The sequence below is a fragment of the Caballeronia sp. INML1 genome (genome assembly GCF_023631085.1).
In the GTDB taxonomy this organism is placed as follows: Bacteria; Pseudomonadota; Gammaproteobacteria; order Burkholderiales; family Burkholderiaceae; genus Caballeronia; species Caballeronia turbans.
In genome coordinates this window covers 1-19,738 of record NZ_JALQDT010000077.1, presented here as the reverse complement: position 1 = coordinate 19,738, position 19,738 = coordinate 1, and the positions used below count along the sequence as shown (strand labels likewise).

The window sequence follows — 19,738 nt, the reverse complement described above, 5'->3', positions numbered from 1 at the left end:
TCCATAGCAACCGTGTCAATCCTAGTCAGTTGATCTTTTCGCCTGCGACTTTCGCGGGCAATCCTTGTTCCGGCAGCTCGTAATTGACAGCAAAGTCTTCGGGCGGCTCCGGACCCCATACATAAAAGGAATCTTCTCCAGGCTGGTTGGCAGCAGGCCAGTCAAGAGAAGCAGGGATGAAGTCAATGTCGAAGGAGTATTCCGCATAGCTGCCCCACGGATCACGCACATAGTGAAAATAGTTCGATCCCAGCACATGCCTGCCAACGCCCCATCCCTGTTTATGCCCCTTACGCCTCATTTGTTCGGCGCCTAATCCAACCGCGTCCACGCTACCTACGTCCCACGACAAATGATGAACCCCTGGCCCGTTTGACTTAACAAATGCGGCGAGATGATGGTCGCTGCCATAGGCGCCGTGCAGGAACGCTATGTCGTACTCAGAGCGGTCTGATAGCTTTAGTCCAAGAATATTGACGTAGAAGTCCATTGCTCTACGCACATCGGCCGTAAAGAAAAGTACGTGCGATAGATAACGAGGATGAACGCGGGGGGCTGCACTCCTGCTGGGAGCCGCGCCTTTTCCCAAAGGAGTGGCTGAAGTCTCAGTCAGCGGCGACTTGGAACTAGGTGAAGACTTCTCTGCGACCACGAGCTGTAAGGGGATGCCATCGGGATCCATAAGCCACAGACCATCCGCTTCGGCGACTCCATGAGCTATTTCTGGTGCCGCACACCGAGGTACATTCAAAAGCGTTACCTTTTCCTGTATCAATTCATAGTCGGCCTGGTAGACACCATAGCGAACGTACAAGAGCTTCTTGCGTGCACCAGATACCACCGTTAGCCAGACATGCGCGCTGTCAAAAGTCCCAACATCCAGCAAGCCTTGTGCATTTCCGGGCGTACACTTGAGACCGAAGGACTCGAAGAATTCCTGGGCCTCCGCCAGACCGGGGACCGACATCACGACGCGATCGATCGAATGAACCGACCCAAGCCGGTCCCTGCGAACGCCTGCTTCAAGCAATCCCATTCGGCCCCCTCTTTATGCGGCCCGCTTGGACGAAGGTTCATCAATAATGGTATTGCTCAGCACGCCGAGGCCCTCGATCTCAACTTCCACCACATCGCCGGGCTTCATGTAGACACGAGGATTGCGCGCGTGACCGACGCCAGACGGCGTGCCCGTGACGATGACGTCACCCGGTTCGAGCGTGATGGCTCGACTGATCGTCTCGATGAGGCGTGGCAGACCAAACACCATGTCGTCCAGCGAAGCGCGCTGCATGACCGCGCCGTTGAGTCGCGTTTCCAGCGTGCGCCCCCTACCGCCATCGGGAAACTCATCGGTCGTGACAAACCATGGACCGAACGCGCCTGTGCCATCGAAATTTTTACCCACGGTCCACTGCGGTGTTTTGAATTGATATTCACGCACGGTCACGTCGTTGAAGATCGAATAACCGGCAACATGCTCGAACGCATCAGCCGCCGGGATATTGCTTCCTCCCTTGCCGATGACTGCGGCGAGTTCGCCTTCGAAATCGAGCGAGTCGCTAAAAGAGGGCCGCACGATACCGCGACCGTGCGCGGTGAGGCTCGTCCCAACTCGGAAAAACAGCGTCGGATAGTCCGGCTGCTTGAACCCGGACTCTGCCGAATGGTCGTGATAATTCAGGCCAACACAGATGATCTTCCTGCTGGATGAAATCGGCGCTAAATAGGTGATTTCATCCATGTCGAGGCGCTGGCCCTCGAGTGCGAATGTCTCTAAAACGCTCGAAAGCCTTCCCGGACTGAGAAGTACTTCTTCCGCTCCGCCATGCAAAGCTGCGTGCGTCACCGCGAGGCCACGCCATTCACCGTCGATGTAGGCAGCGAGCCCTTCGCCCCAACCGTTTCGATATCGAACCAATTTCATGAGTGACTATCCTTGATGTTTTGTAGGAACCGGCGTGGAAGCCGGCATTGCCTTACTTCACCAGGCCCATCTTGCGGCGATCGATCGTTGCGGTCACCGCCACGAGAATCACGATGCCGTAGACCAAATCCTGGCTAGTGGGCGGTAGACCCACTACGACCGAACCCACTCGCAGAAACGCCGCCGAAATTCCACCGATCACGCTAGCTCCGACGCCTCCGATACCGCCTGAGATCGACGTGCCGCCAAGCACGACCCCGACAATCGCGGGCAGCAGCATCGTCTGCGCAAGAGTCGGGGAGCTGAACATGGTCTGCGATATGTACAGCACGCCGGCCAGTGCTGCGCACATTGAGCATAGGGAGAACACGATGACTCTCACCCTGAGTGCATCGATGCCCGACATGCGAGCCGCCCGTTCGGACGTGCCAATGGCATAGATGTGTCGGCCCAAGCGAAGGTAACGGAGCGTCAGCGAGAGAAAGAACCAGACCGCTGCCACGAGATACACGCAGGCGGGGACGCCTAACATCGACCCGTTAAGCAAGTCGAGAATGCGAAGATCGTTCTCTATTGGAAGCGCCGTGGCCTTAGTGACGAAGAGCGCAACGCCGGAAAGCAGTCCAAGCGTGCCAAGGCTGATGGCGAACGACGGCACCTGGTACTTAGCGTGCAGGTAGCCCTGCGCCGCGCCCACCAGTCCGGCAAGCGCCACTGCCAGCGGAATCGACCATGATCCGAGGTGGGGCGCGGCAAGACTAATCACCACGCCCGAGACGCTTGCCATGGCCGCCGCTGAAAGGTCGATGCCGCCCAGAAGAATCGGCAAAGTGCTGCCAAGCACTAGCAGAAGTAGCGGTGCGGCGTCAATCGAGAATGAAATCAGCGAACTCGAAGACATTGCGCCCGGCGAAATCGTGCCCACGACCGCTAGCATGACCGCGAGCACCAGCCCCGGTGCTAAACGCCGCCATGCGAGCCTGCTTTGGCCCTGCTTTAGATCCCGGCGCCTTTGCAGAGAGGCTTCGCCTTTTTCGATCGGAAGTTCATTGAGTCTCATACCATTGCCCTCACAATCTGCTCCTCGGTCGGTCTATTTCGGCTTATATCGCTGAACACCTCAGTGAACTGCCCGTCCCGCATCACTGCGACCGTATCGCTGAGTAGAAGCACTTCGTCGAGCGTGTCGGCAACGAAGACGATCGACAATCCTTCGCTAGCGAGGCTTCTCATGCTTTCGAAGAGATCCGCCCGCGCGCCGGGGTCCAGTCCTCGCGTCGGATGATCCAGGAGCAACAGTCTGAGATCCTTGCCCATCAGCCATTTGCCGAGCACAGCCTTTTGCTGATTGCCGCCGCTCAGCTTAGAAATGTCTTCATACAGCGATGGCGTCTTCACCTTCAAACGTCTTGCCCAGTCGCTTGCAACCAAGCCTTCGTCGCGGCGGTTCGCAATGACGCGGCCAAAGGCGTAGTCGAAACCGAAACTGAGCGTCATGTTCTCTAACACCGACATGCCCGCGAGCATCCCCTCTTTCTTTCGTTCGGCCGGTAGATAGCCCACCCCGCGGCGCACCGCATCGGTGGGCGTGTGCGGTTGGAACGGCTTACCGTCAAGTATGATCTGACCGCTGGTCGCCTCGTCGATCCCGAAAAGTCCACGACAAAGCGTTTCCGCCCCCGAGCGCTGCACACCGATCAATCCGAGTATCTCGCCCTCATTGACGGTGATTGAAAACGGTCCGGCGTCCGCGGCGAAGCGAACGTTGTCGAGAACAAGACGAGGCTTCGTTGTTCGCGGTCCTGCGGATTCCCTCGTCACTGTGCTGCGTTGCTTGCCGACCATCAATTCATAGAGCTCGTCGGAATTGACTTCCCCTCGCCGGCGCTCGGCTACACGACGACCGTCGCTCATGACATAGACGCGGTCCGAAAGTGTTAGCACCTCGTCCATCCGATGGCTGATGAAAACGATTGACGCTCGCGCCCGAATGCGGTTTATCTGCTTGAAGAGGTCGTCGATCTCTCGCGACGTGAGCATCGATGTCGGCTCGTCGAACATGATCACGAGATCGTCCTCAATCATTTCCTCCAGCGCGAGGACCTTCGCCAGCTCCACCATCTGACGCTGACCAAAAGACAGCTTTTCGACAAGCGCATCCGGTCGAATGTCCAGTTCGATTTTGTCGAGCTGTCGGCGCGCGGCTCCGAGTAGCTCCCGCCACCTATACCAGCCGTGTCGGACGAAGGACGCGGACTTGTCGATAAAAATGTTCTCGGCAACAGTCAGATTTGGAACGAGCGACTGCTCTTGGTGCACAAGTCCGACGCCGCGGCTCGCTGCATCGGCGGTCGACTTAAAGGCCACCTGCTTGCCGCGGAGCAAAAGACTCCCGCTATCCGGGCGCTGCACTCCTGCCATCGTCTTCATCAAAGACGACTTTCCCGAACCGTTTTGGCCAATGAGGCCCACCACTTCATTGGGTTCAAGGCGCACGCTGACGTCGTCGAGCGCTATCACGGAACCAAACCGCTTCGTCAGGTCTTTCACTTCATAGACTGCATCGGTCATTTCGCTACCCTCATCTTTTCGCGCAGGTTCCACGAGCCCCCGATGACTGCAAGGATGATTGTCACGCCCTCGACCACTTGCGTGACCAACGGGTCGACACCGATCTGCAAGAGGCCGTTCTGGATGACATTAAGAATCAGCACGCCAGTCAACGACTGGAGAATGCCGCCCTTACCACCGCTTAGCAGGGTCCCGCCGATGACCGCGCCGCTGATTGAAGGGAACAGCAACCCCTCCCCGGCCTGCGAACTTCCGACGCCCAGCTGCGCCGCGAGTAGCACCCCACACACTGCCGAGAGCACGCCCGAGAGCGCGAAGACGGTGATCTTCGTTTGGTCCACCCGTAGACCCCCGAGCCGGCACAGGTGTTCGTCTCCGCCGATGCCGTAGCTCACCCTGCCGACGGTGGTGCGCTTCTCGATCACGAGCGCCGCAAGCACGATGAGCGCCGCGCAATAGACGATGCCGCTTAGACCGAGGTGCTTCTCGAGTGCGATCGATAGAAACGCTGCATCGTGGATTTGCGGTTGCATCGACGGGAAGAGCATCGTGGCAAGACCCTTAGCGGCGAACCACGTGCCGAGGGTCACGATCAGCGACGGAACCTTTGCCTTCGCGTACACGATTCCGTTAAACAGACCCAGCGCGAGACCGCTGCCCAACGCCAGCAGAAGCGCCAGGCCTACGCTGTTGTGCGCGTTCACCGAATTCGCGACGAACAATCCGGTAAGAATGCACGCGAGCGAGACAAGCCCCTCGACGGACAGATCGATTGACCCCTGAACGATCACGAACGTGAGGCCAACCACTGCAATGCAAGGAACAGCACTGGACTCGATGATCGCAACGAAGTTCGCCATACTGGCAAAGTTGCTTCCGGTCAGGCTGAAAAAAAGCGATAGCGCGAGCAATGCAATCAGGGGCCCCACGTTGCGAACCGGAAAAGATAGTTTCGAAGACATTGTCCGTCCTTTGGAACAGTCGAAGTTCGTCGGCGCTGAGGTACTTGCTTACTTGTTCGCGCTATCCGTGATGGGCCCCGACGAATACGTCCACATGTCGCCCTTCAGCTTTTGGTATGTGAATTCCGACGGATCGAACTTTTTGTCGAGGAATTGATCAACGTTCGATTTTGTGACCAGCGTCTGCTTGAGATAAAAACTACGTTGCGCGTGCGTGAGTTTCGCCAGGTCGATATCTCCGGTGACGACGCCGTAGGCGAGCGCCGTCGAAACTGCGCCGAGTGCGGCGCCATCGACCTTCATCGTCGAGACGATTTCGCCAGACTTGATGAGACGCAGCACATCGGATTGTCCATCGCTTCCGGTGACCGGCACCTTGCCAGCCAGGCCTTTCTCACGCAGCGCTGCCAGCGCGCCGAGCGCCATCAAATCGTTCTCAGAGAAAACACCTTTAACCTTGTCGCCATATTTTGCAAGTTGGCCGCGCACAATCGTCTGAGCCTTGGTTTGCCCCCAATCTGCGTATTGATTGTCAAGGATGGTCATCCCGGGACATTCCTTCATGGCTCGCTGAAATCCCGCGAAACGCTGCTTGGTGGGAGGATTGTCTGCAACACCCTGCAACACCAGGACACCGCCCGTTCCTCCAATTGCCTTGCACAGCGCCATTCCGTTTTGATAGCCCGAGTCAACACCGTCGAACGAAATATGGGCGACCCAACTCTGTGGGGCGGTGTCCCACGGATGAATATTCTCTGGACGGTTCCAGAACGTGATGACCTTGGCGTCCGCGCGGCTCGCACGATCGACGATTGCCTTGGTGAATGCGTTCGACACCGGGTCCATCATCGCGACGCAGTCCTTGCAGCCGGCCGAGAAGATCGCACCGTAGTCCTGCAAAAATTTTTGTCCCTGGAATTCGCTGACGAGGACGTTTAGCTTCGTATTGACGGAATCTGCGACCGCCTTCGCGCCCTGCACTTGGGCGTTGCAATATTCGCTCGACTCGGTGGCGATGCCGTAGTAGATGCCCGGCACCTTTGCGGCCATCGCCGACAGATGAGCTACGCTGGTGGTTATAAGCGCGACAGACAGCGCGCGCCTGATGACAACTTGGCGGCGACGGTTGAAGCGAACCGGGATGGATTTCATTGCGTGTCTCCATAAAACAAAATGTTTATTCTCATCAGGCGCGGGTTGGCGCCCACATCGATGCAGAAGCAGCAAACATGTCAAGGCGAAGAGCAGGGACAGGATGGGCGACGATAGCCAAGGGCCACCGAAATTGCTAACGGAACACAGCCGCCGATAGCGAGCGCTGCACCGATCCATACCACCCCAACCACAGGCAGTCCTGCGACGATCGAAGCGCCGGCTAGCCATGCACCAAGTCCGTTGGCTACGTTAAAAGCTGAGTGATTCAATGCCGCCGTCAGCGTCTGCGCGGGTCCGGCAATGTCCATGAGACGGGCCTGCACCGCCGGAACGATCGCGAGAAATCCCCCTATTGCGAAGATATTGAGAAGCGCCAACGGCAGATAAGAACTCGTCACCGAGAAGCTAGCAAGCGTCGCTGCACCGAAAAGCAGTGAGGAGACGATTGCCTTGTCTTGAGACCAGTCCGCGAGCCGTCCGCCGATTAGAGACCCTGCCGTCATCCCTACGCCCAGCAAAGCCAAGCACCACGGAACCTCAAGTGGCGCGACACGCGTGACATCGGTCAGGATGGGCGTGAGATATGTGTAGAACGCAAACATACCTCCGAATCCAACTGCGACAACGCCGAGCGTGAGCCATACATGTATGTTCCGGAGCGCAGACATCTCCGCGGTTACAGTGGCACCTTCCGATCGCGAGCGCGGAACAAACGTCAAAATCAAAACGCAGGTTGCAAAAGCTATTACAGCTACTAGAACATAAACAACGCGCCATCCTAAGAGCTGACTCGTCCAATTCACCAGCGGCACGCCGAAGATATTCGCGACAGTCAGGCCGAGCATGATGTGTGCGATAGCGCGACCGCGCCGGTCGCGCGGCACAAGGCTGGCGGCAACGAGTGCCGCAACGCCAAAGTAAGCGCCATGCGGAAAGCCGGCCAGCAACCGCGCGCCGAGCAGCGAGTCAAAGTCCGGCGCAATTGCACTGAATAGGTTGGCCAAGGCGTAGGCAAGCATAAGCATGACAAGCATCTTCCGACGCTCAATGCGGGGAAAAACCAGTGTCACCACTGGTGACCCGACTACGACCCCCAGAGCGTACGCGGTCACAATTGCTCCCGCTTCCGGGAGAGGTACCTCCATCGATCCTGCGACCGCCGGAACGATGGTCATCGAAGCGAACTCACCGACACCGATTGCCAAGGCGCCGAGCGCCAAGGCCGCTTCCGCGAGCGTGAAGCCAGGGCGATCTTCGCGCGCTGAGGAAATCATGGAGGTACTCCTGTGGCGTTCGTACGGCGTTTTACTGGCTTGTCGCGTCCCGCGAAGACGCCGCGAAATGGACAATGCTCGTGGTACCTGCGTGCGCCACCTTCAGTGCGCCACCGGCCTCCTCGACCAAGCCGCACTCCGTAAGGGCAACTAAATCTTGATCGTCCAGCGGGCCGCCAACGCCGAGGCGCGCAAGCAGCTGCGAGGTAAGCACGGTTCCCGGTGCAATCCTCGCCTCCTCGATTGCGGTCGCGAGCACGCGACGAGATGCGCTTTCGCCGATCCCTAGCGTTTCTTCGCGGCGGCGTACCGGCTGGTCCTTGGACACTTGCAAGCCCCACAGTTGGTCAACGTGGTCAAAATATATTATTCCATAGTAGATACATTAAGTAGGGCAAACCCGACTATTTGGTAGTAACCGGATTCATGATGTACACTCAACCACCGAAATATATTTCTCATCGAAAGTGGCCGCTTCCGTCTGGCGGCTCTTGCGCTCTTGATTGGGTTGAGTCATGGCTTATAAAAAGACATTGTCCGAGACCGTCTTTGACGGATTGCGAGCGGACATTCTCAGTTGCCGTCTTACGCCGGGCACGCGTCTCCGGATAAGTGATTTTTGTGAGCGCTTTGAAGTCAGCCTGCCGGCCGTCCGCGAGGCGCTATCCAAGCTGTCAGCCGAAGGACTGGTCATCTCAGAACCACAGCGTGGCTACCGGGTCGCGCCGGTTTCGCTGGAGGACCTTTACGACCTTACCGAGACGCGAATTGACCTTGAGTCCCTCTGCCTCGCCAGGTCGATCGCGCGAGGCACGATCGACTGGGAAACCCGCGTTGTTGCAGCCATGCACAGGCTGGGAAAAACCGCTTACCGTACCGCAGACGATCCATCGCGCCTTAGTGATGCGTGGTCGGAGGCTCACCACGCATTGCACGAATCGTTAGTGTCGGCCTGTGGAAGCGAGCGGCTGCTGCGCATGCGCGCGCAAATGTACGAGCAAGGTGAACGATATCGTCGCCTATCTGTGCCGCTCTATAAGCAAGACCGTGATGTGCTTGCGGAGCACACGGCAATCGTGACCGCAGCGCTTGAGCGGGACGTCGACACGGCTACTACGCTCATGGTTGAGCACTTGCGCACGACAGCCAACATCCTGGTCGACGGCTTGAAAGCGCTACTAAGGGAAGATTCCGTAGGCAAGGACGCAGTGACTGCTTAGCGAAGTAATGTCATCAGCCCGCGTACAACGTCGTGCCTTCCATCGAGAACCCGGCCAGAGCCAAGGCACTGCGTACGGACTGGGCGCTCCTGCGGCCTGCTTCGCGGGGAGTCAGGGTGGCGGCGAAATCGGAAAACACTTCCGCACCTACTCGGGCCAGCCCTCCTTTTTCTCCGAGTACCTCCAGAACTGGCGTGATCGAAAGTTCACCTTCGCCGGCGAACAGCCGATATCTAAGCGTGTCTTCCATCATCGTCGGTGCCCGCTGCCTCCTCAACGCGTCGCTGATCTGCACCGTAGTAATCTTGCCGGGTGGCAACGAACGAACCAACGCCAGATCCGGATTTCCGCGGTTGAAATGCCAGGTGTCCAATACGATGCCCGCATCAACTGCGCCTGCCGCATCGAGGATCGAAAGCGCGGCGCGCAGGTCGGGTACACCGAGAAATGGCATCGGCTCGAGGTCTACCCAGATACCCAGGTCATGCGCTTCACGGTAAAGGTCGGCGAAGCCTTCGATTACGAGTTCTGTGGCGACCGTGTCTGCTTCGAACGCAGCGCACGCGAGAATGCTCGAGATTTTCATCGATACGCAGATCTCGAGCGATTCTTCGAGCGAGATCATGTACCGTGCTCGCATCTCGTCATCGTAACCTTCCATGCGGCCGCTGGGCGCCCACCCCGTGAGCGAATCCAGATGGCGGACGGGAACTCCATGGTCGTCGGCGTATGCGCAAAGGTCCTGCGCGCTGAGTCCGCGCGATACCTCATCGATGTAGGTGATCGGAGAGATCGCCACGCTGGAAAATCCGCCCGCTACCGCGGCGTCAACGTGATCGCGGAACCGCAAGTGCCTGATGGGTGCAGGCCAGAAAACGAAATCAATGACGGATTGCATGTTTCGCTACTCCTGAATGTTGGCGAATGCGAAACGCATGCGCGCTTCGCATTGCGTCTGCCCGCTGGTTGCGGTCCGCACGCGTGGTTATCGAGTGGCGACGCCGGCGTACGGAACGTCTTCGTTCCCGTATCGACGAACGCGAAGATTGGCTTGCTCACCGTGCGCGATCATTCCTTCGATCGCGCACAGGCGCGAACAATAGCGTCCGATCAAGGCGCTCGCCTCATCGGTCAGTACCTTCTGATAAGTGCAGGTCTTGATGAACTTCCCAACCCAGAGGCCACCGGTGTAACGCGCGGCGCGTCCAGTCGGCAGGGTGTGGTTCGTGCCGATCACCTTGTCGCCGTAAGCAACGTTAGTCCGGGGACCAAGAAACAAGGCGCCATAGTTTTTCATATGCTTGAGGAAATGATCAGGATCACGCGTCATGACCTGGACATGCTCAGATGCGATGCGGTCTGCCTCACTGACCATCTCGTCGATCGTGTCGACCACAATTACTTGCCCATAGTCCCGCCAAGAAACGCCGGCTGTCGCCGCCGTCGGCAGCACTCTGAGGAGTCGCTCGACCTCAACAATGGTTGCTTCGGCCAATTTAAGGGAGTTCGTCAGCAGGATGGCCGGAGTATTGAAGCCGTGTTCGGCCTGACCGAGAAGGTCTGTCGCACACATCTCCGCGTCGACGCTGTCATCCGCAATCACGAGCGTTTCCGAGGGTCCGGCGATCAAGTCGATACCGACCCGGCCGAACAGTTGGCGTTTTGCTTCGGCGACGTATGCGTTTCCAGGCCCGACCACCATCGACACAGCTTCTATCGACTCCGTTCCAAGCGCGAGCGCGGCAATCGCCTGCACGCCGCCGAACGTGTAGATTTCGTCAGCCCCGCCCAAATGCATCGCCGCGACGACCGCAGGATTTGGCGCACCCTGAATGGGCGGAGACGCCGCCAGGATCCTCGGCACACCGGCAACCTTCGCCGTCACCACGCCCATGTGCGCCGACGCGACCAAGGGAAACTTCCCTCCCGGCACGTAACACGCGACGCTATCTACCGGCATGTTTCGATGACCGAGAATGACGCCCGGCAGGGTTTCGGTTTCTACGTCGTGCATAGCCTCCCGCTGCACTTGGGCAAAATGGCGGACCTGAGACTGTGCAAACTTGATGTCCTCGATCTGCCCCGGCGAAAGCGCCCTAACGCACGCGCTGATCTCGTCGTTGTTCAATCGAAAAGACTCGGGCGACCAGTTGTCGAACCGATCCGAATACGAACGTACTGCGGCGTCGCCTCGTTTCGACACGTCCGCGAGAATGCCAGTCACGACGTCGCGCACCATAACGGCGTCATCGTTCACGTTCTGCTCGCTTCGCCCAAGCTTCAAGTTTCGAATTGCCATTGTTAGCCTCACAGTTCTTGGATGAAACCTCCGCTCGCTGCATCCGTGCGTTGGTTGATTTCGGCAATTTAACGCCAATGCGAGTTGCAATGCGTATGCAAATGCTAACGGTTTTCCCTAGCCCCATTCGACGGCAAGAAGTCTTAATACCTGCGGAGAAAGACGAACCATGTCGAGTCAATTAGCGAGCCATCCTGTAAGACTCAGCGACGTCGCTGCGCACCTGGGTCTCTCTGTCTCGACGGTTTCGCGTGCCCTGAGCGGACATGCGGCGATACGTGAGGAAACACGCCAGGCTGTGCATGCCACGGCATCAGCGCTAGGCTTTCGCCTTCCTGTATCGAACCGCCGCCCTCGCAAGGCCGCGACGCGACTTATCGGCGTGGTAGTTGGCGCGCTCCATAACAGCTTCATGACCCAACTTCTCGCGTGCCTGCAAGACGAGTTGCAGTCAATTGGATACCACATGACGCTGCTGATCGATTCGATGAATGACTCTCGAAATTTGTTTGCCTATCGCCCGCTCATCGAGGGATACCTCGAGGGTCTCATCTTCGCCACCGCGACGCTGGATTCAGCCGTCGTTCAAGAGATGCATGAACGTGGCATCCCGCTAGTCCTTGTCGTGCGAGGCGTAATCGACGTCAAAGTGGATCTTGTCGAGATCGACAACGCCGATGCGGGCGCAGTAGCAGTCGAGCACCTGCTGTCGCTTGGTCATCGACGAATAGGGCTGATTCTCGGCCCCGAGAACACGTCGACGAGCAGAGACCGCTTGATTGGCGTCCAGAGGCAAATGATTAAGGCGGGCGTTCCGATCACTTCGCTTGACGTACGCTGGGGCGACTACACATCGGCAGCCGGACTGGCTCATGCGCTCTCGATGTTCGACGCCGCATCACCAGTCACCGCCATCATCGCCGGAAACGACACAATTGCCTTCGGCGTCTTGGACGCTGCGAAGCGGCGAGACATCGCGGTGCCCGGAAAGCTCTCGATACTTGGCTTCGACGATATGCCGATCGCATCCTCTTCCCTCATTAGTCTTACCTCGATTCGACAGCCGGTCGAACTGATGGCCAGGGTCGCCGTACGTCGCTTGATTCAGCGAATCCGGTATGGGGGGAGCGTGGAACCTGCCCGCGAAGTAATGCCGATTACTCTTATCAGAAGGGGTTCAACTGGCGCGCTGCAAGAACCGTTTCGGTCAACACGCCCTGAGCTTTAGTTGATACGAGACCAACGCTTCATTGAAACGCGAACACGTGTACCCTGACTGGCTCGATTGCACTTCCGCAGTCGGACGAAGAACCACCAATCAACGCATTTGCAGACGAAGGGAAGCGACGCCTGAATACCTTGGCGAGGACGAATTCGGATGACCGTTAATGGCTGGTGTTTTGGCCGAGCTGTCGCACAACGAATGGTGGCGCGTCGGCCATTGCGGACCTTCACGTCCCTCTCTTTGAGCGGCCGCTTCGGGTTACCTCTCTGTCTTCGGATGCTGCGACCGCGAATACGCGATAAACCGTGAGCGAGCGAGTAGGCTCCGCTCCCAGGGACAATTCAATTGCCCCGAGCGGTTTCGAATTCCTCGATCATTACGGCTCAAGTTGTCCATGAATTTGCCGATAACCCTTCGAGAAGCGCTGGCATCCGCGATGGGATAGCGATTTCGCTACCGGTGTTTCTGGGCATTCTAAACTAGACCTTGTGGCACACCGATCCACCGGGCAGTACCTATCTGACGCGACCAGCCGATGCACATTTTGCTGTTGATTTCCTTTCTGATCATTTCTACGGCATTGCTCTTGGATCTACGACGAGCTCACGCCAGCGCGATCGCAACGATAACATTCGTGTTTTGGCTTACTACGGTATTGACACCGATAGTTACCATGGCGGCAGTCGGTCTAGACGCTATCGGACCTGACGGGATGCCACTCAACGGTTTCGGTGTTTTCCTCAAAGACGGACTGCTCACGCACTCGTATGACCTTCTAGGCGGTGTCAGCTTCTACCTCGCCGTCTTTTCTCTGGTAGTCGTGCCCCAAGCCGCGTCATTCATTTGTTGCGGCATATTTGGCTGCGCGTCCTCTCCGAGGTTCGTCTCCACCGCATACAACATCGTCGTCTGGGGAGCAGCGAAGACGTTTGCGGTCGCGGGCGGCGTTTTGTTGTCGTTCACAACGTATGTCCATTGGGCCCATCCCAACTGGATCATCTTCAGCAAGGTTGATCCGACTGCCGACAAAGTTCTCGTGTCTTTCGTCCTTGGTGCCGCGGCATTCTGTGGGTCGCTAATGTGCCTTTGGATAGGTTTCGGATGCCAATATCTTGTTGAGACGATCAACTCCTCCCAAGCGGGAATCATCTTGCAAAACATAAGCAGGGCAGCGCATCGCTGTCAGAGACGCAATGACAATGAGGGCTCCGGGCGAGGACGAACTTGGATGTGACTGATTGAGATAAAGAGGCCCGTCCTTCCAAGTCACCCGACGACACTTCGATAATCGGTCTTTGCGGACGTTCGACGGTGGCTTCTGGGACGGCCGTTCAACTCTCTACACCGACCGTTGATATCACGGCCACGTGGATTGGGGGTTCGCCTTCGACGAATCGTGCTATGAAGTGTCTGTGCGGATTTATCGAGCACAACTCGCGTCAGAGGGTGGCTAAACGGTGCGACTGTGATCGGCCACTCATGAGTCGACGTACGATCTGAGTACCAAAGAACAACCGCCGTCAGTTTAACGGCGCCGGCCTATGCCGTTGATCTTATGACCGACGCCCAATGCCAAGTTCCACGCGGTGACGCCCGATCGCATAATGCGCGTGCCGGATCTCGATTTCGCGTTCCGTCCGAAGTGCGCCACGATTCATACAACCGCTACTCACTAGGTAACCACGCAGGTCAGGTGTCGGAGGAATGCCGCACTCTTGTTGTAGCCAGCTAGCGATACCCGTGTCTTACATGCGGCCACCGGCTAACTTCGACCCTGACCCATCGCAACGGTGGGCAGGACAGTGTCCCGATCGTCCCGACCCACATCGACAATCAGTCGCCAATCCAACGCTCCGAATCCGTAAGGAGGTGCGCTACCACAGGGTCATCAAGGTACCCGGCGATTCCGTGGTGATTGTCCATGTGATTTTTGATGTCGAGGATGTTCCAAATAGCCGCTCTGTCGTCATCCGAAGAGTTCTTCAAAAAGTTACGCCGATCGATCGAGCGATGCAACGCAACCACATCATCAGGGTCTGCAATGTTCACCCAGTTTCTTACCGATTCGGGCCACCTTCGTGTATCTCGGTTCATTCTTGACGAGACCGTTTCTGTGCTCAGAGGTGAGCCGATTGTCATCAGCAGGTCCACCCGCTTCCCTGTGAATCCCGCAAGCGCTTCAAGCGCGACTACCGAGCCTAACGAATGCCCCACGACTATCAGCGCTTCGCCATGCCTCTCCGCCATACGCGCTCCGTCAATAATGGCCGACATTGCACTGTCGAGAATTGCACGCTTCAGAGAAGCGTCTTCCAGGTATGCCGCAACCTGCGTCAAGGCGTGGTTCACAATTTGCCTCTGCGCGGGAATCGGCACGACGGTCGACAACGCGCCTAACGCATTGCTCGCGAGCCCCCGAGTCCTCTGCCCGTTATCAAGGCGCCGCCGGGCATGCGAACCAGACTTTTCCCGAATGATCTCGTTGAGCAACTCCTCCATGGTATCGCTCGGCGCACCTATCCCGGACGGTGCATCAATCGTCGTTCGCGCGTCTGCGCCTCTCACATTTCGGACACGAATCTGCTTTTGAGCCGCGGCCGGCTCAAGATCTGCCAATAGGTCTCCGTAGTAGGGCATGAAGATCCGCTCTCGAGATGGCAATGTATTCTTCGATCGTGCGCGGTCAAGACCGACCCTAATGCTCTCGATCCAAAGCATAAGAAGCTCGTCCGCTTTCCTGTCCTGCTGTGCAATTCCATGGAGAAAGATGAATGCCACTGTCGCCTCACTGTCACGTTACGTCATTGCTGTCAATTGCGAGTAGCTGCATTCCGGGCCTCAGGGCAGAAAATGCTGCTTCACGCGGCGCGATAGAACCGACGGCCGCAGACGACAACAAGCAGAATTATATAAGACGTCGGTTTGCGCAATCCACGCGATTCACCTTTACGTTTTTATTCTTCGCCAAACTATTGAGATTTCCATAAAAGATGACAACCGATTCGATGCTGGTGCGTTGTATCTCTGAGGGATTGATTGGAGATGCATGCCATGGCAAAGAAGCCGATGGACGAGGCAACCAAGAAGCGCTTGCGGGCCGCCCGCATGCTTAAGGCAGGCAAAGGTCCGGCAGAGGTAGCACTTGCCGTAGGGGTAGCCCGACAGACGGTGTACGCATGGAAGCGATTGCTCGATGAAGGCGGAATCGATGCGTTGCGCGCGGTACCGGGTCGAGGTCGTCCGGCTCGGCTCGATGCGCAGCAATTGGCGCAGCTGCGGCAGGCGTTGTTACACAACCCCACCGAACACGGCTTTGGCACGGAGCTATGGACGCTCAAGCGCGTCGGTATGCTCATCAAGCGCATGTATGGCGTCGAGTTCGGACAAACGCAAATCTGGCGCATTCTTGGGACGCTCGGTTTTAGCGCACAGAAGCCTGAGCGGCGCGCAATCGAGCGTAACGAAGAGGCTGTGCGCCACTGGAAGCAGCACACCTGGCCCGCGCTTAAAAAAAAGCCAAGCGCGAAGGCCGACTGATCGTCTTTATCGACGAGACCGGCATCAGCGAGCGGCCGACGCGAGTGCGTACTTGGGCGCCGAAGGGGCAAACGCCGGTTATCCAGTTTCATTTCAACTGGAAGCATGTGTCCGCGATTGCGGGCCTCAGTCGCACGAACTATCTGTTTCGGTTGTACGAAGGCAGCGTAAAGAAGGAGCAGGTGGTCGAGTTTCTCAAGGCGCTCAAAGCCCATCTGAGGCAGCCGCTGTTGATCATCTGGGACGGTGCCAGGCCCCACCACGCGGCAATTGTCCGGCAATACCTGGACTCTCTCGAGGGCCATATTCAGATCACCTTTCTGCCGCCGTACTGTCCAGAACTCAATCCCGTCGAGTATCTGTGGGCATGGCTCAAACGTCACGCCATTGCGAATTTCTGCCCCGACAACCTCGACGAGTTGCAGACCGTCGCCCGCAACAAGCTGAAAAGCGCGCAGCACCGACCTTCAATCATTGCCGCGTGCTGGATTCAGGCAACCCTGTGGTGACGTAAAGAATTATGGAAAGGTCAATAGTTCCAGCCCGCGACTTCAGGCGAATGAAACACGTCTGCGGTGTTGCCTGAACACGTTGACATCGATGGTCGCGGACACTCCGAGATCTCTGCACGGTTCCCGGAGGCCTTCCGCGAAATCCGAAGAAGCTGCCTTGCACTCGTCTCGCACGCGGACGCGATACTCACGGCGAAAGTATCGCCGCGCTGACGCTCCTCGCGGTCACACGGTCCGCAGCTGCTGAAAACAGGCGCACAGCGCAGTACGCGAGCTTGGCAATGAACAACAAACCCTGGCTACCTGGTCAAGCATGGCTTCAGCACTATGCGCACGCGATGATACGATGCTAAATCAGCCATCCCCCACCCGATAGCGAGGAACACGTGAACGAGCATGCGGTCGTGGACGGCGACAAGGACTATTTTGCTGAAGATGCTGGAGCCCATGCTTTCAACGCGTCCTTCGCGAACTTTGTCGCAGAACAGCAGAAACAGTTCGTCTCGCAATACTTGTCGCCCGAAAGCACTCACCGATTTCGGCATCGGGGTAACTGGCTGCACCCGGGTCTTCCCGATTTACCGGATACTGAACTCCAACAACACTCCTCGAGCATCGAAACGCCGTTTTGCAGTCTAATAGATAACGATCTCAGTATCATTCAACGAAATGCGGCAAAGCTTCGAGAGTCTATGCATCAGCAATTTGCGACAATGCTTTACTCGACTGTCACGGCTGCGTGTGCCGAAACTGGAAATACCGTCGATGCCCAAGCGTCCGGATCGCTGGAGCAGGCCATTCTCGACATGCTGGAAAAAATAGAGCTCAATGCGAGCCGGAATGGAGAAGTCATTCTGCCCCAACTGCACGCGGGTCCCGACGCTGCAGTGAAGCTGGCAGATGCCTTGAGCGCTGCATCGCCTGAATTCAAAGTGCGTTTCGACGAAATTTTGCGCCGGAAGAGCAAGGTAGCCGTCGCGCGTGAAGCTGATCGGAAGGCCAAATTCGCGAACTACGGGGACGAAGCATGAGGGTCCTCGTCTCGATCGGCTGCGACGCCTACGAACACAACGTGCCCCTAGGAGGCGCCGAAGATGACGCCAGGCGTATTTTTGAGTCGTTGACTCGTCCGGAGATCGGGGAGTACGACGCCCGTCGGTCCAGACTGCTTCTATCGCCGTCGGCGGAGATGGTGCGTGCCGCGCTGAGGGATGCACTGTTTTCAGTTGGGCGGATCGACACGTTCACCTTCTTCTTTGCCGGTCACGGTACTGTACGCGCAGGCAGCTTCTATATGTGGGTCCGAGACACGCAGCAAGAAGCGCAGTCTATGACTGGATTATCGCTTTCGGATCTCTTTCGCAGCCTCAACGAGGCTGCTCCGGGGCAAAGCAATATCATTATCGATGCGTGCGAAAGCGGCGGTTTGATCTCCGATCTCGGCGTCCTCCTCAAATCGGAGATGCTCGGGGACGTAGGAACCCCCGGCATCACTCTGGTCGCGACATCCGCACAGAACCAATCTGCAGTTGAAACCGATGCAGGTGGACTGGGCACCAATGCGATTCTCGATTGTATCGAAGGCCGAGATTTCATTCAGGACACCGCGAGTGTCCTTGATCTCGTCGAGATCGGTCGCCGTATTTCGAACCGGCTCAGAACAGAAGGCCAGTCGCCTGTCGTTTGGGGATTGAACTTGTACGGCCCTCCGGGCTTCTGCCGAAATCCCCATTACGGCAAAGACCCCGCACGCCCCCTGCGTGAAGTTATGCAATCCTGGCCTCCCAGTGCGAGCAACATCACTAGGGAGCGATACGACAATCTTTGGCGGGCTTATTCATCGATAAGCGGCGAATGGAGTGCGCGTTCGTTCTCCGACGTGATCGGTGCAGCGTTGTCGCCAATAGCCACGAATCCCGAGCTGCTTGCAGGATTCGTAGAGCGGTTTCGGGATGCTACGTTGGAGCGAGCTACCTTATCGAGCGATGTTTTCAGGCAGTCCCAAGTGTGTGCAGCCCTCGCAGTTTCCATGTTGCCCTATATCGCGTCAGCGGAGGTACGGTGTTGCATTGACCGCCTGGTCAACGCTACCGGAAGGCTGCTTCTGGATGCAGGATCGGCATTGCTAAAGCATCTTCAACGGGACCCTTTCTGCTTGCTGGCAACTCGCGGAGGCGGTATCTCGGAGCTGTTTTACCTGCCGATTCGAATCTCGAAGGTGCTGGGTTGGATGGGAGCGGCGCCTGCCTTGGTCAATGACGAGAGCCGACGTCGAGAGTCGGAAGAGCTCTTTGCTTCGATCCTGCAACTGATCCTGGAGCACTATAGCGGTTCGATCGTATCGATGAGCGATGCGCAAGCGCCATATTGGGCGATCGCGCTGTCAACTGCCGCTAGACTGCGCCTCGGCGAAAACGCCGACGAACTGGCCGGCCGGATTTTCGCTTCCCTAACCGCTTGCGGAGGAAGGGTGGCGCGTTGGGATATCGCAGCCGATTCTGTATTCAATTATGTTCTAGCAAGAAGTCAGAATGCGTATGCCGGAGTACCGGAGCTGGTCGAACGGCCGAACGAAACTCTCACTGTCCTTCTTAAGGCCGCACCTCTGCTGGAACTCGACGAGGTATTTGACCATGATCTATGGAAGCTTGACGGCGTATCGTTTGCTGCCTATCTGAACCCCGTCTTCACAGAATATGGTGGCGAGACGATGAATCACGGACGAAACCTTGCTTGGGCGATCGGCCACGACGTTTTTCGCGTATCTGACCTTGTTCGATCGTGGCCAGGGGACGCACCGACTCCTCCGGACTCCACCACCGCAGCAAGCGCAGTGTTGGGTGCATTGCTTTTCCCCGATCGTACGCCGTGGTTTTGTCTCGAGCCGTCTTGCTAAGGTGAATGACCGGAAAGCGTCGTGCCACGGTCTAATCCGGATCGAGATTGGGGCGTCCGCAAAGGCCGAATCGAACCTACGCTTCAGTAAGCGACTCGGCACAACCGTTTCCCACTGCTGAATATTTCGACGCATGATGGGCGCGTTCAGCTTGACGGAGACA

General features: G+C 57.4%; 16 protein-coding genes and 1 pseudogene. 6 read left to right on the top strand and 11 right to left on the bottom strand.

Annotation, left to right across the window (positions count from 1 at the left end):
• Window positions 1-25: 25 nt before the first annotated feature.
• From NCR38_RS30555 to NCR38_RS30520, 8 genes are all read right to left on the bottom strand, one after another.
• Window positions 26-1,036 (bottom strand): VOC family protein, encoded by a 1,011-nt coding sequence (locus NCR38_RS30555; RefSeq protein WP_250478119.1) that lies wholly within the window; start codon window positions 1,034-1,036, stop codon window positions 26-28.
• A 12-nt stretch (window positions 1,037-1,048) separates the two neighbouring features.
• A complete protein-coding gene (locus tag NCR38_RS30550; RefSeq protein ID WP_250478118.1) occupies window positions 1,049-1,924 on the bottom strand; it encodes a fumarylacetoacetate hydrolase family protein in 876 nt (291 codons plus the stop codon).
• Between the two features lie 52 nt (window positions 1,925-1,976).
• Complete coding sequence (locus tag NCR38_RS30545; RefSeq protein ID WP_250478117.1) at window positions 1,977-2,984, bottom strand: ABC transporter permease; 1,008 nt, start codon at window positions 2,982-2,984, stop codon at window positions 1,977-1,979.
• A complete protein-coding gene (locus NCR38_RS30540; protein ID WP_250478116.1) occupies window positions 2,981-4,495 on the bottom strand; it encodes a sugar ABC transporter ATP-binding protein in 1,515 nt (504 codons plus the stop codon). Before NCR38_RS30540 ends, NCR38_RS30545 begins: the two co-directional genes overlap by 4 nt.
• Window positions 4,492-5,457, bottom strand: a complete 966-nt coding sequence (locus NCR38_RS30535) for an ABC transporter permease (protein WP_250478115.1) — start codon at window positions 5,455-5,457, stop codon at window positions 4,492-4,494. Before NCR38_RS30535 ends, NCR38_RS30540 begins: the two co-directional genes overlap by 4 nt.
• Window positions 5,458-5,505: 48 nt before the next feature.
• Window positions 5,506-6,609, bottom strand: a complete 1,104-nt coding sequence (locus NCR38_RS30530) for a sugar ABC transporter substrate-binding protein (RefSeq protein WP_250478114.1) — start codon at window positions 6,607-6,609, stop codon at window positions 5,506-5,508.
• Between the two features lie 80 nt (window positions 6,610-6,689).
• Window positions 6,690-7,886 carry an MFS transporter gene (locus NCR38_RS30525; protein WP_250478113.1) on the bottom strand — a complete coding sequence of 399 codons (1,197 nt, stop codon included), beginning with the start codon at window positions 7,884-7,886 and terminating at the stop codon, window positions 6,690-6,692.
• A gap of 31 nt (window positions 7,887-7,917) precedes the next feature.
• Window positions 7,918-8,214, bottom strand: coding sequence for a hypothetical protein (locus NCR38_RS30520; RefSeq protein WP_250478112.1), 297 nt, complete (start codon window positions 8,212-8,214; stop codon window positions 7,918-7,920).
• 187 nt (window positions 8,215-8,401) lie between these two features.
• Between NCR38_RS30520 and NCR38_RS30515 the strand changes: the two genes are divergently transcribed.
• Window positions 8,402-9,106: a GntR family transcriptional regulator gene (locus NCR38_RS30515; RefSeq protein WP_250478111.1), complete on the top strand. Its 705-nt coding sequence runs from the start codon at window positions 8,402-8,404 to the stop codon at window positions 9,104-9,106.
• 13 nt (window positions 9,107-9,119) lie between these two features.
• On the opposite strand, the gene NCR38_RS30510 is transcribed toward NCR38_RS30515, so the two are convergent.
• Both NCR38_RS30510 and hisD read right to left on the bottom strand, forming a co-directional pair.
• On the bottom strand, window positions 9,120-10,004 hold the full coding sequence (locus tag NCR38_RS30510) for a sugar phosphate isomerase/epimerase (protein WP_250478110.1): 885 nt from the start codon (window positions 10,002-10,004) through the stop codon (window positions 9,120-9,122).
• 87 nt (window positions 10,005-10,091) lie between these two features.
• Window positions 10,092-11,405 (bottom strand): histidinol dehydrogenase, encoded by a 1,314-nt coding sequence (gene hisD, locus NCR38_RS30505; protein ID WP_250478109.1) that lies wholly within the window; start codon window positions 11,403-11,405, stop codon window positions 10,092-10,094.
• Window positions 11,406-11,574: 169 nt separating this feature from the next.
• Between hisD and NCR38_RS34385 the strand changes: the two are divergent.
• A pseudogene (locus tag NCR38_RS34385) lies at window positions 11,575-11,721 on the top strand (LacI family DNA-binding transcriptional regulator); the annotation flags it as partial.
• Window positions 11,704-12,633: a substrate-binding domain-containing protein gene (locus tag NCR38_RS30495; RefSeq protein WP_250478210.1), complete on the top strand. Its 930-nt coding sequence runs from the start codon at window positions 11,704-11,706 to the stop codon at window positions 12,631-12,633. The pseudogene NCR38_RS34385 and the gene NCR38_RS30495, both read left to right, overlap by 18 nt.
• Window positions 12,634-14,463: 1,830 nt before the next feature.
• Here the strand turns inward: NCR38_RS30495 and NCR38_RS30490 are convergent.
• Window positions 14,464-15,408 (bottom strand): hypothetical protein, encoded by a 945-nt coding sequence (locus NCR38_RS30490; RefSeq protein WP_250478108.1) that lies wholly within the window; start codon window positions 15,406-15,408, stop codon window positions 14,464-14,466.
• Window positions 15,409-15,681: 273 nt separating this feature from the next.
• On the opposite strand from NCR38_RS30490, the gene NCR38_RS30485 reads away from it, so the two are divergent.
• The 3 genes from NCR38_RS30485 (at window position 15,682) to NCR38_RS30475 (ending at window position 19,575) form a co-directional block, all read left to right on the top strand.
• Window positions 15,682-16,676, top strand: a protein-coding gene (locus tag NCR38_RS30485) for an IS630 family transposase (RefSeq protein ID WP_250478107.1) whose coding sequence is annotated in 2 segments (ribosomal slippage) — window positions 15,682-16,147 and window positions 16,147-16,676 — 996 coding nt in all. Because the reading frame shifts where the segments join, the coding sequence is not laid out codon by codon here.
• A 389-nt stretch (window positions 16,677-17,065) separates the two neighbouring features.
• The gene (locus NCR38_RS30480; protein ID WP_250478106.1) at window positions 17,066-17,710 is read left to right on the top strand and encodes a hypothetical protein; all 645 of its coding nucleotides are present in this window, start codon (window positions 17,066-17,068) and stop codon (window positions 17,708-17,710) included.
• Window positions 17,707-19,575 carry a caspase family protein gene (locus tag NCR38_RS30475; protein ID WP_250478105.1) on the top strand — a complete coding sequence of 623 codons (1,869 nt, stop codon included), beginning with the start codon at window positions 17,707-17,709 and terminating at the stop codon, window positions 19,573-19,575. Before NCR38_RS30480 ends, NCR38_RS30475 begins: the two co-directional genes overlap by 4 nt.
• The last annotated feature ends 163 nt before the right edge of the window (window positions 19,576-19,738 follow it).

Bases quoted from the DNA above. Each gene is read 5' to 3' on its own strand.
- NCR38_RS30555 (WP_250478119.1), bottom strand. From the start codon at position 1,036: ATGGGATTGCTTGAAGCAGGCGTTCGCAGGGACCGGCTTGGGTCGGTT.
- NCR38_RS30550 (WP_250478118.1), bottom strand. From the start codon at position 1,924: ATGAAATTGGTTCGATATCGAAACGGTTGGGGCGAAGGGCTCGCTGCC.
- NCR38_RS30545 (WP_250478117.1), bottom strand. From the start codon at position 2,984: ATGAGACTCAATGAACTTCCGATCGAAAAAGGCGAAGCCTCTCTGCAA.
- NCR38_RS30540 (WP_250478116.1), bottom strand. From the start codon at position 4,495: ATGACCGATGCAGTCTATGAAGTGAAAGACCTGACGAAGCGGTTTGGT.
- NCR38_RS30535 (WP_250478115.1), bottom strand. From the start codon at position 5,457: ATGTCTTCGAAACTATCTTTTCCGGTTCGCAACGTGGGGCCCCTGATT.
- NCR38_RS30530 (WP_250478114.1), bottom strand. From the start codon at position 6,609: ATGAAATCCATCCCGGTTCGCTTCAACCGTCGCCGCCAAGTTGTCATC.
- NCR38_RS30525 (WP_250478113.1), bottom strand. From the start codon at position 7,886: ATGATTTCCTCAGCGCGCGAAGATCGCCCTGGCTTCACGCTCGCGGAA.
- NCR38_RS30515 (WP_250478111.1), top strand. From the start codon at position 8,402: ATGGCTTATAAAAAGACATTGTCCGAGACCGTCTTTGACGGATTGCGA.
- NCR38_RS30510 (WP_250478110.1), bottom strand. From the start codon at position 10,004: ATGCAATCCGTCATTGATTTCGTTTTCTGGCCTGCACCCATCAGGCAC.
- hisD (WP_250478109.1), bottom strand. From the start codon at position 11,405: ATGGCAATTCGAAACTTGAAGCTTGGGCGAAGCGAGCAGAACGTGAAC.
- NCR38_RS30475 (WP_250478105.1), top strand. From the start codon at position 17,707: ATGAGGGTCCTCGTCTCGATCGGCTGCGACGCCTACGAACACAACGTG.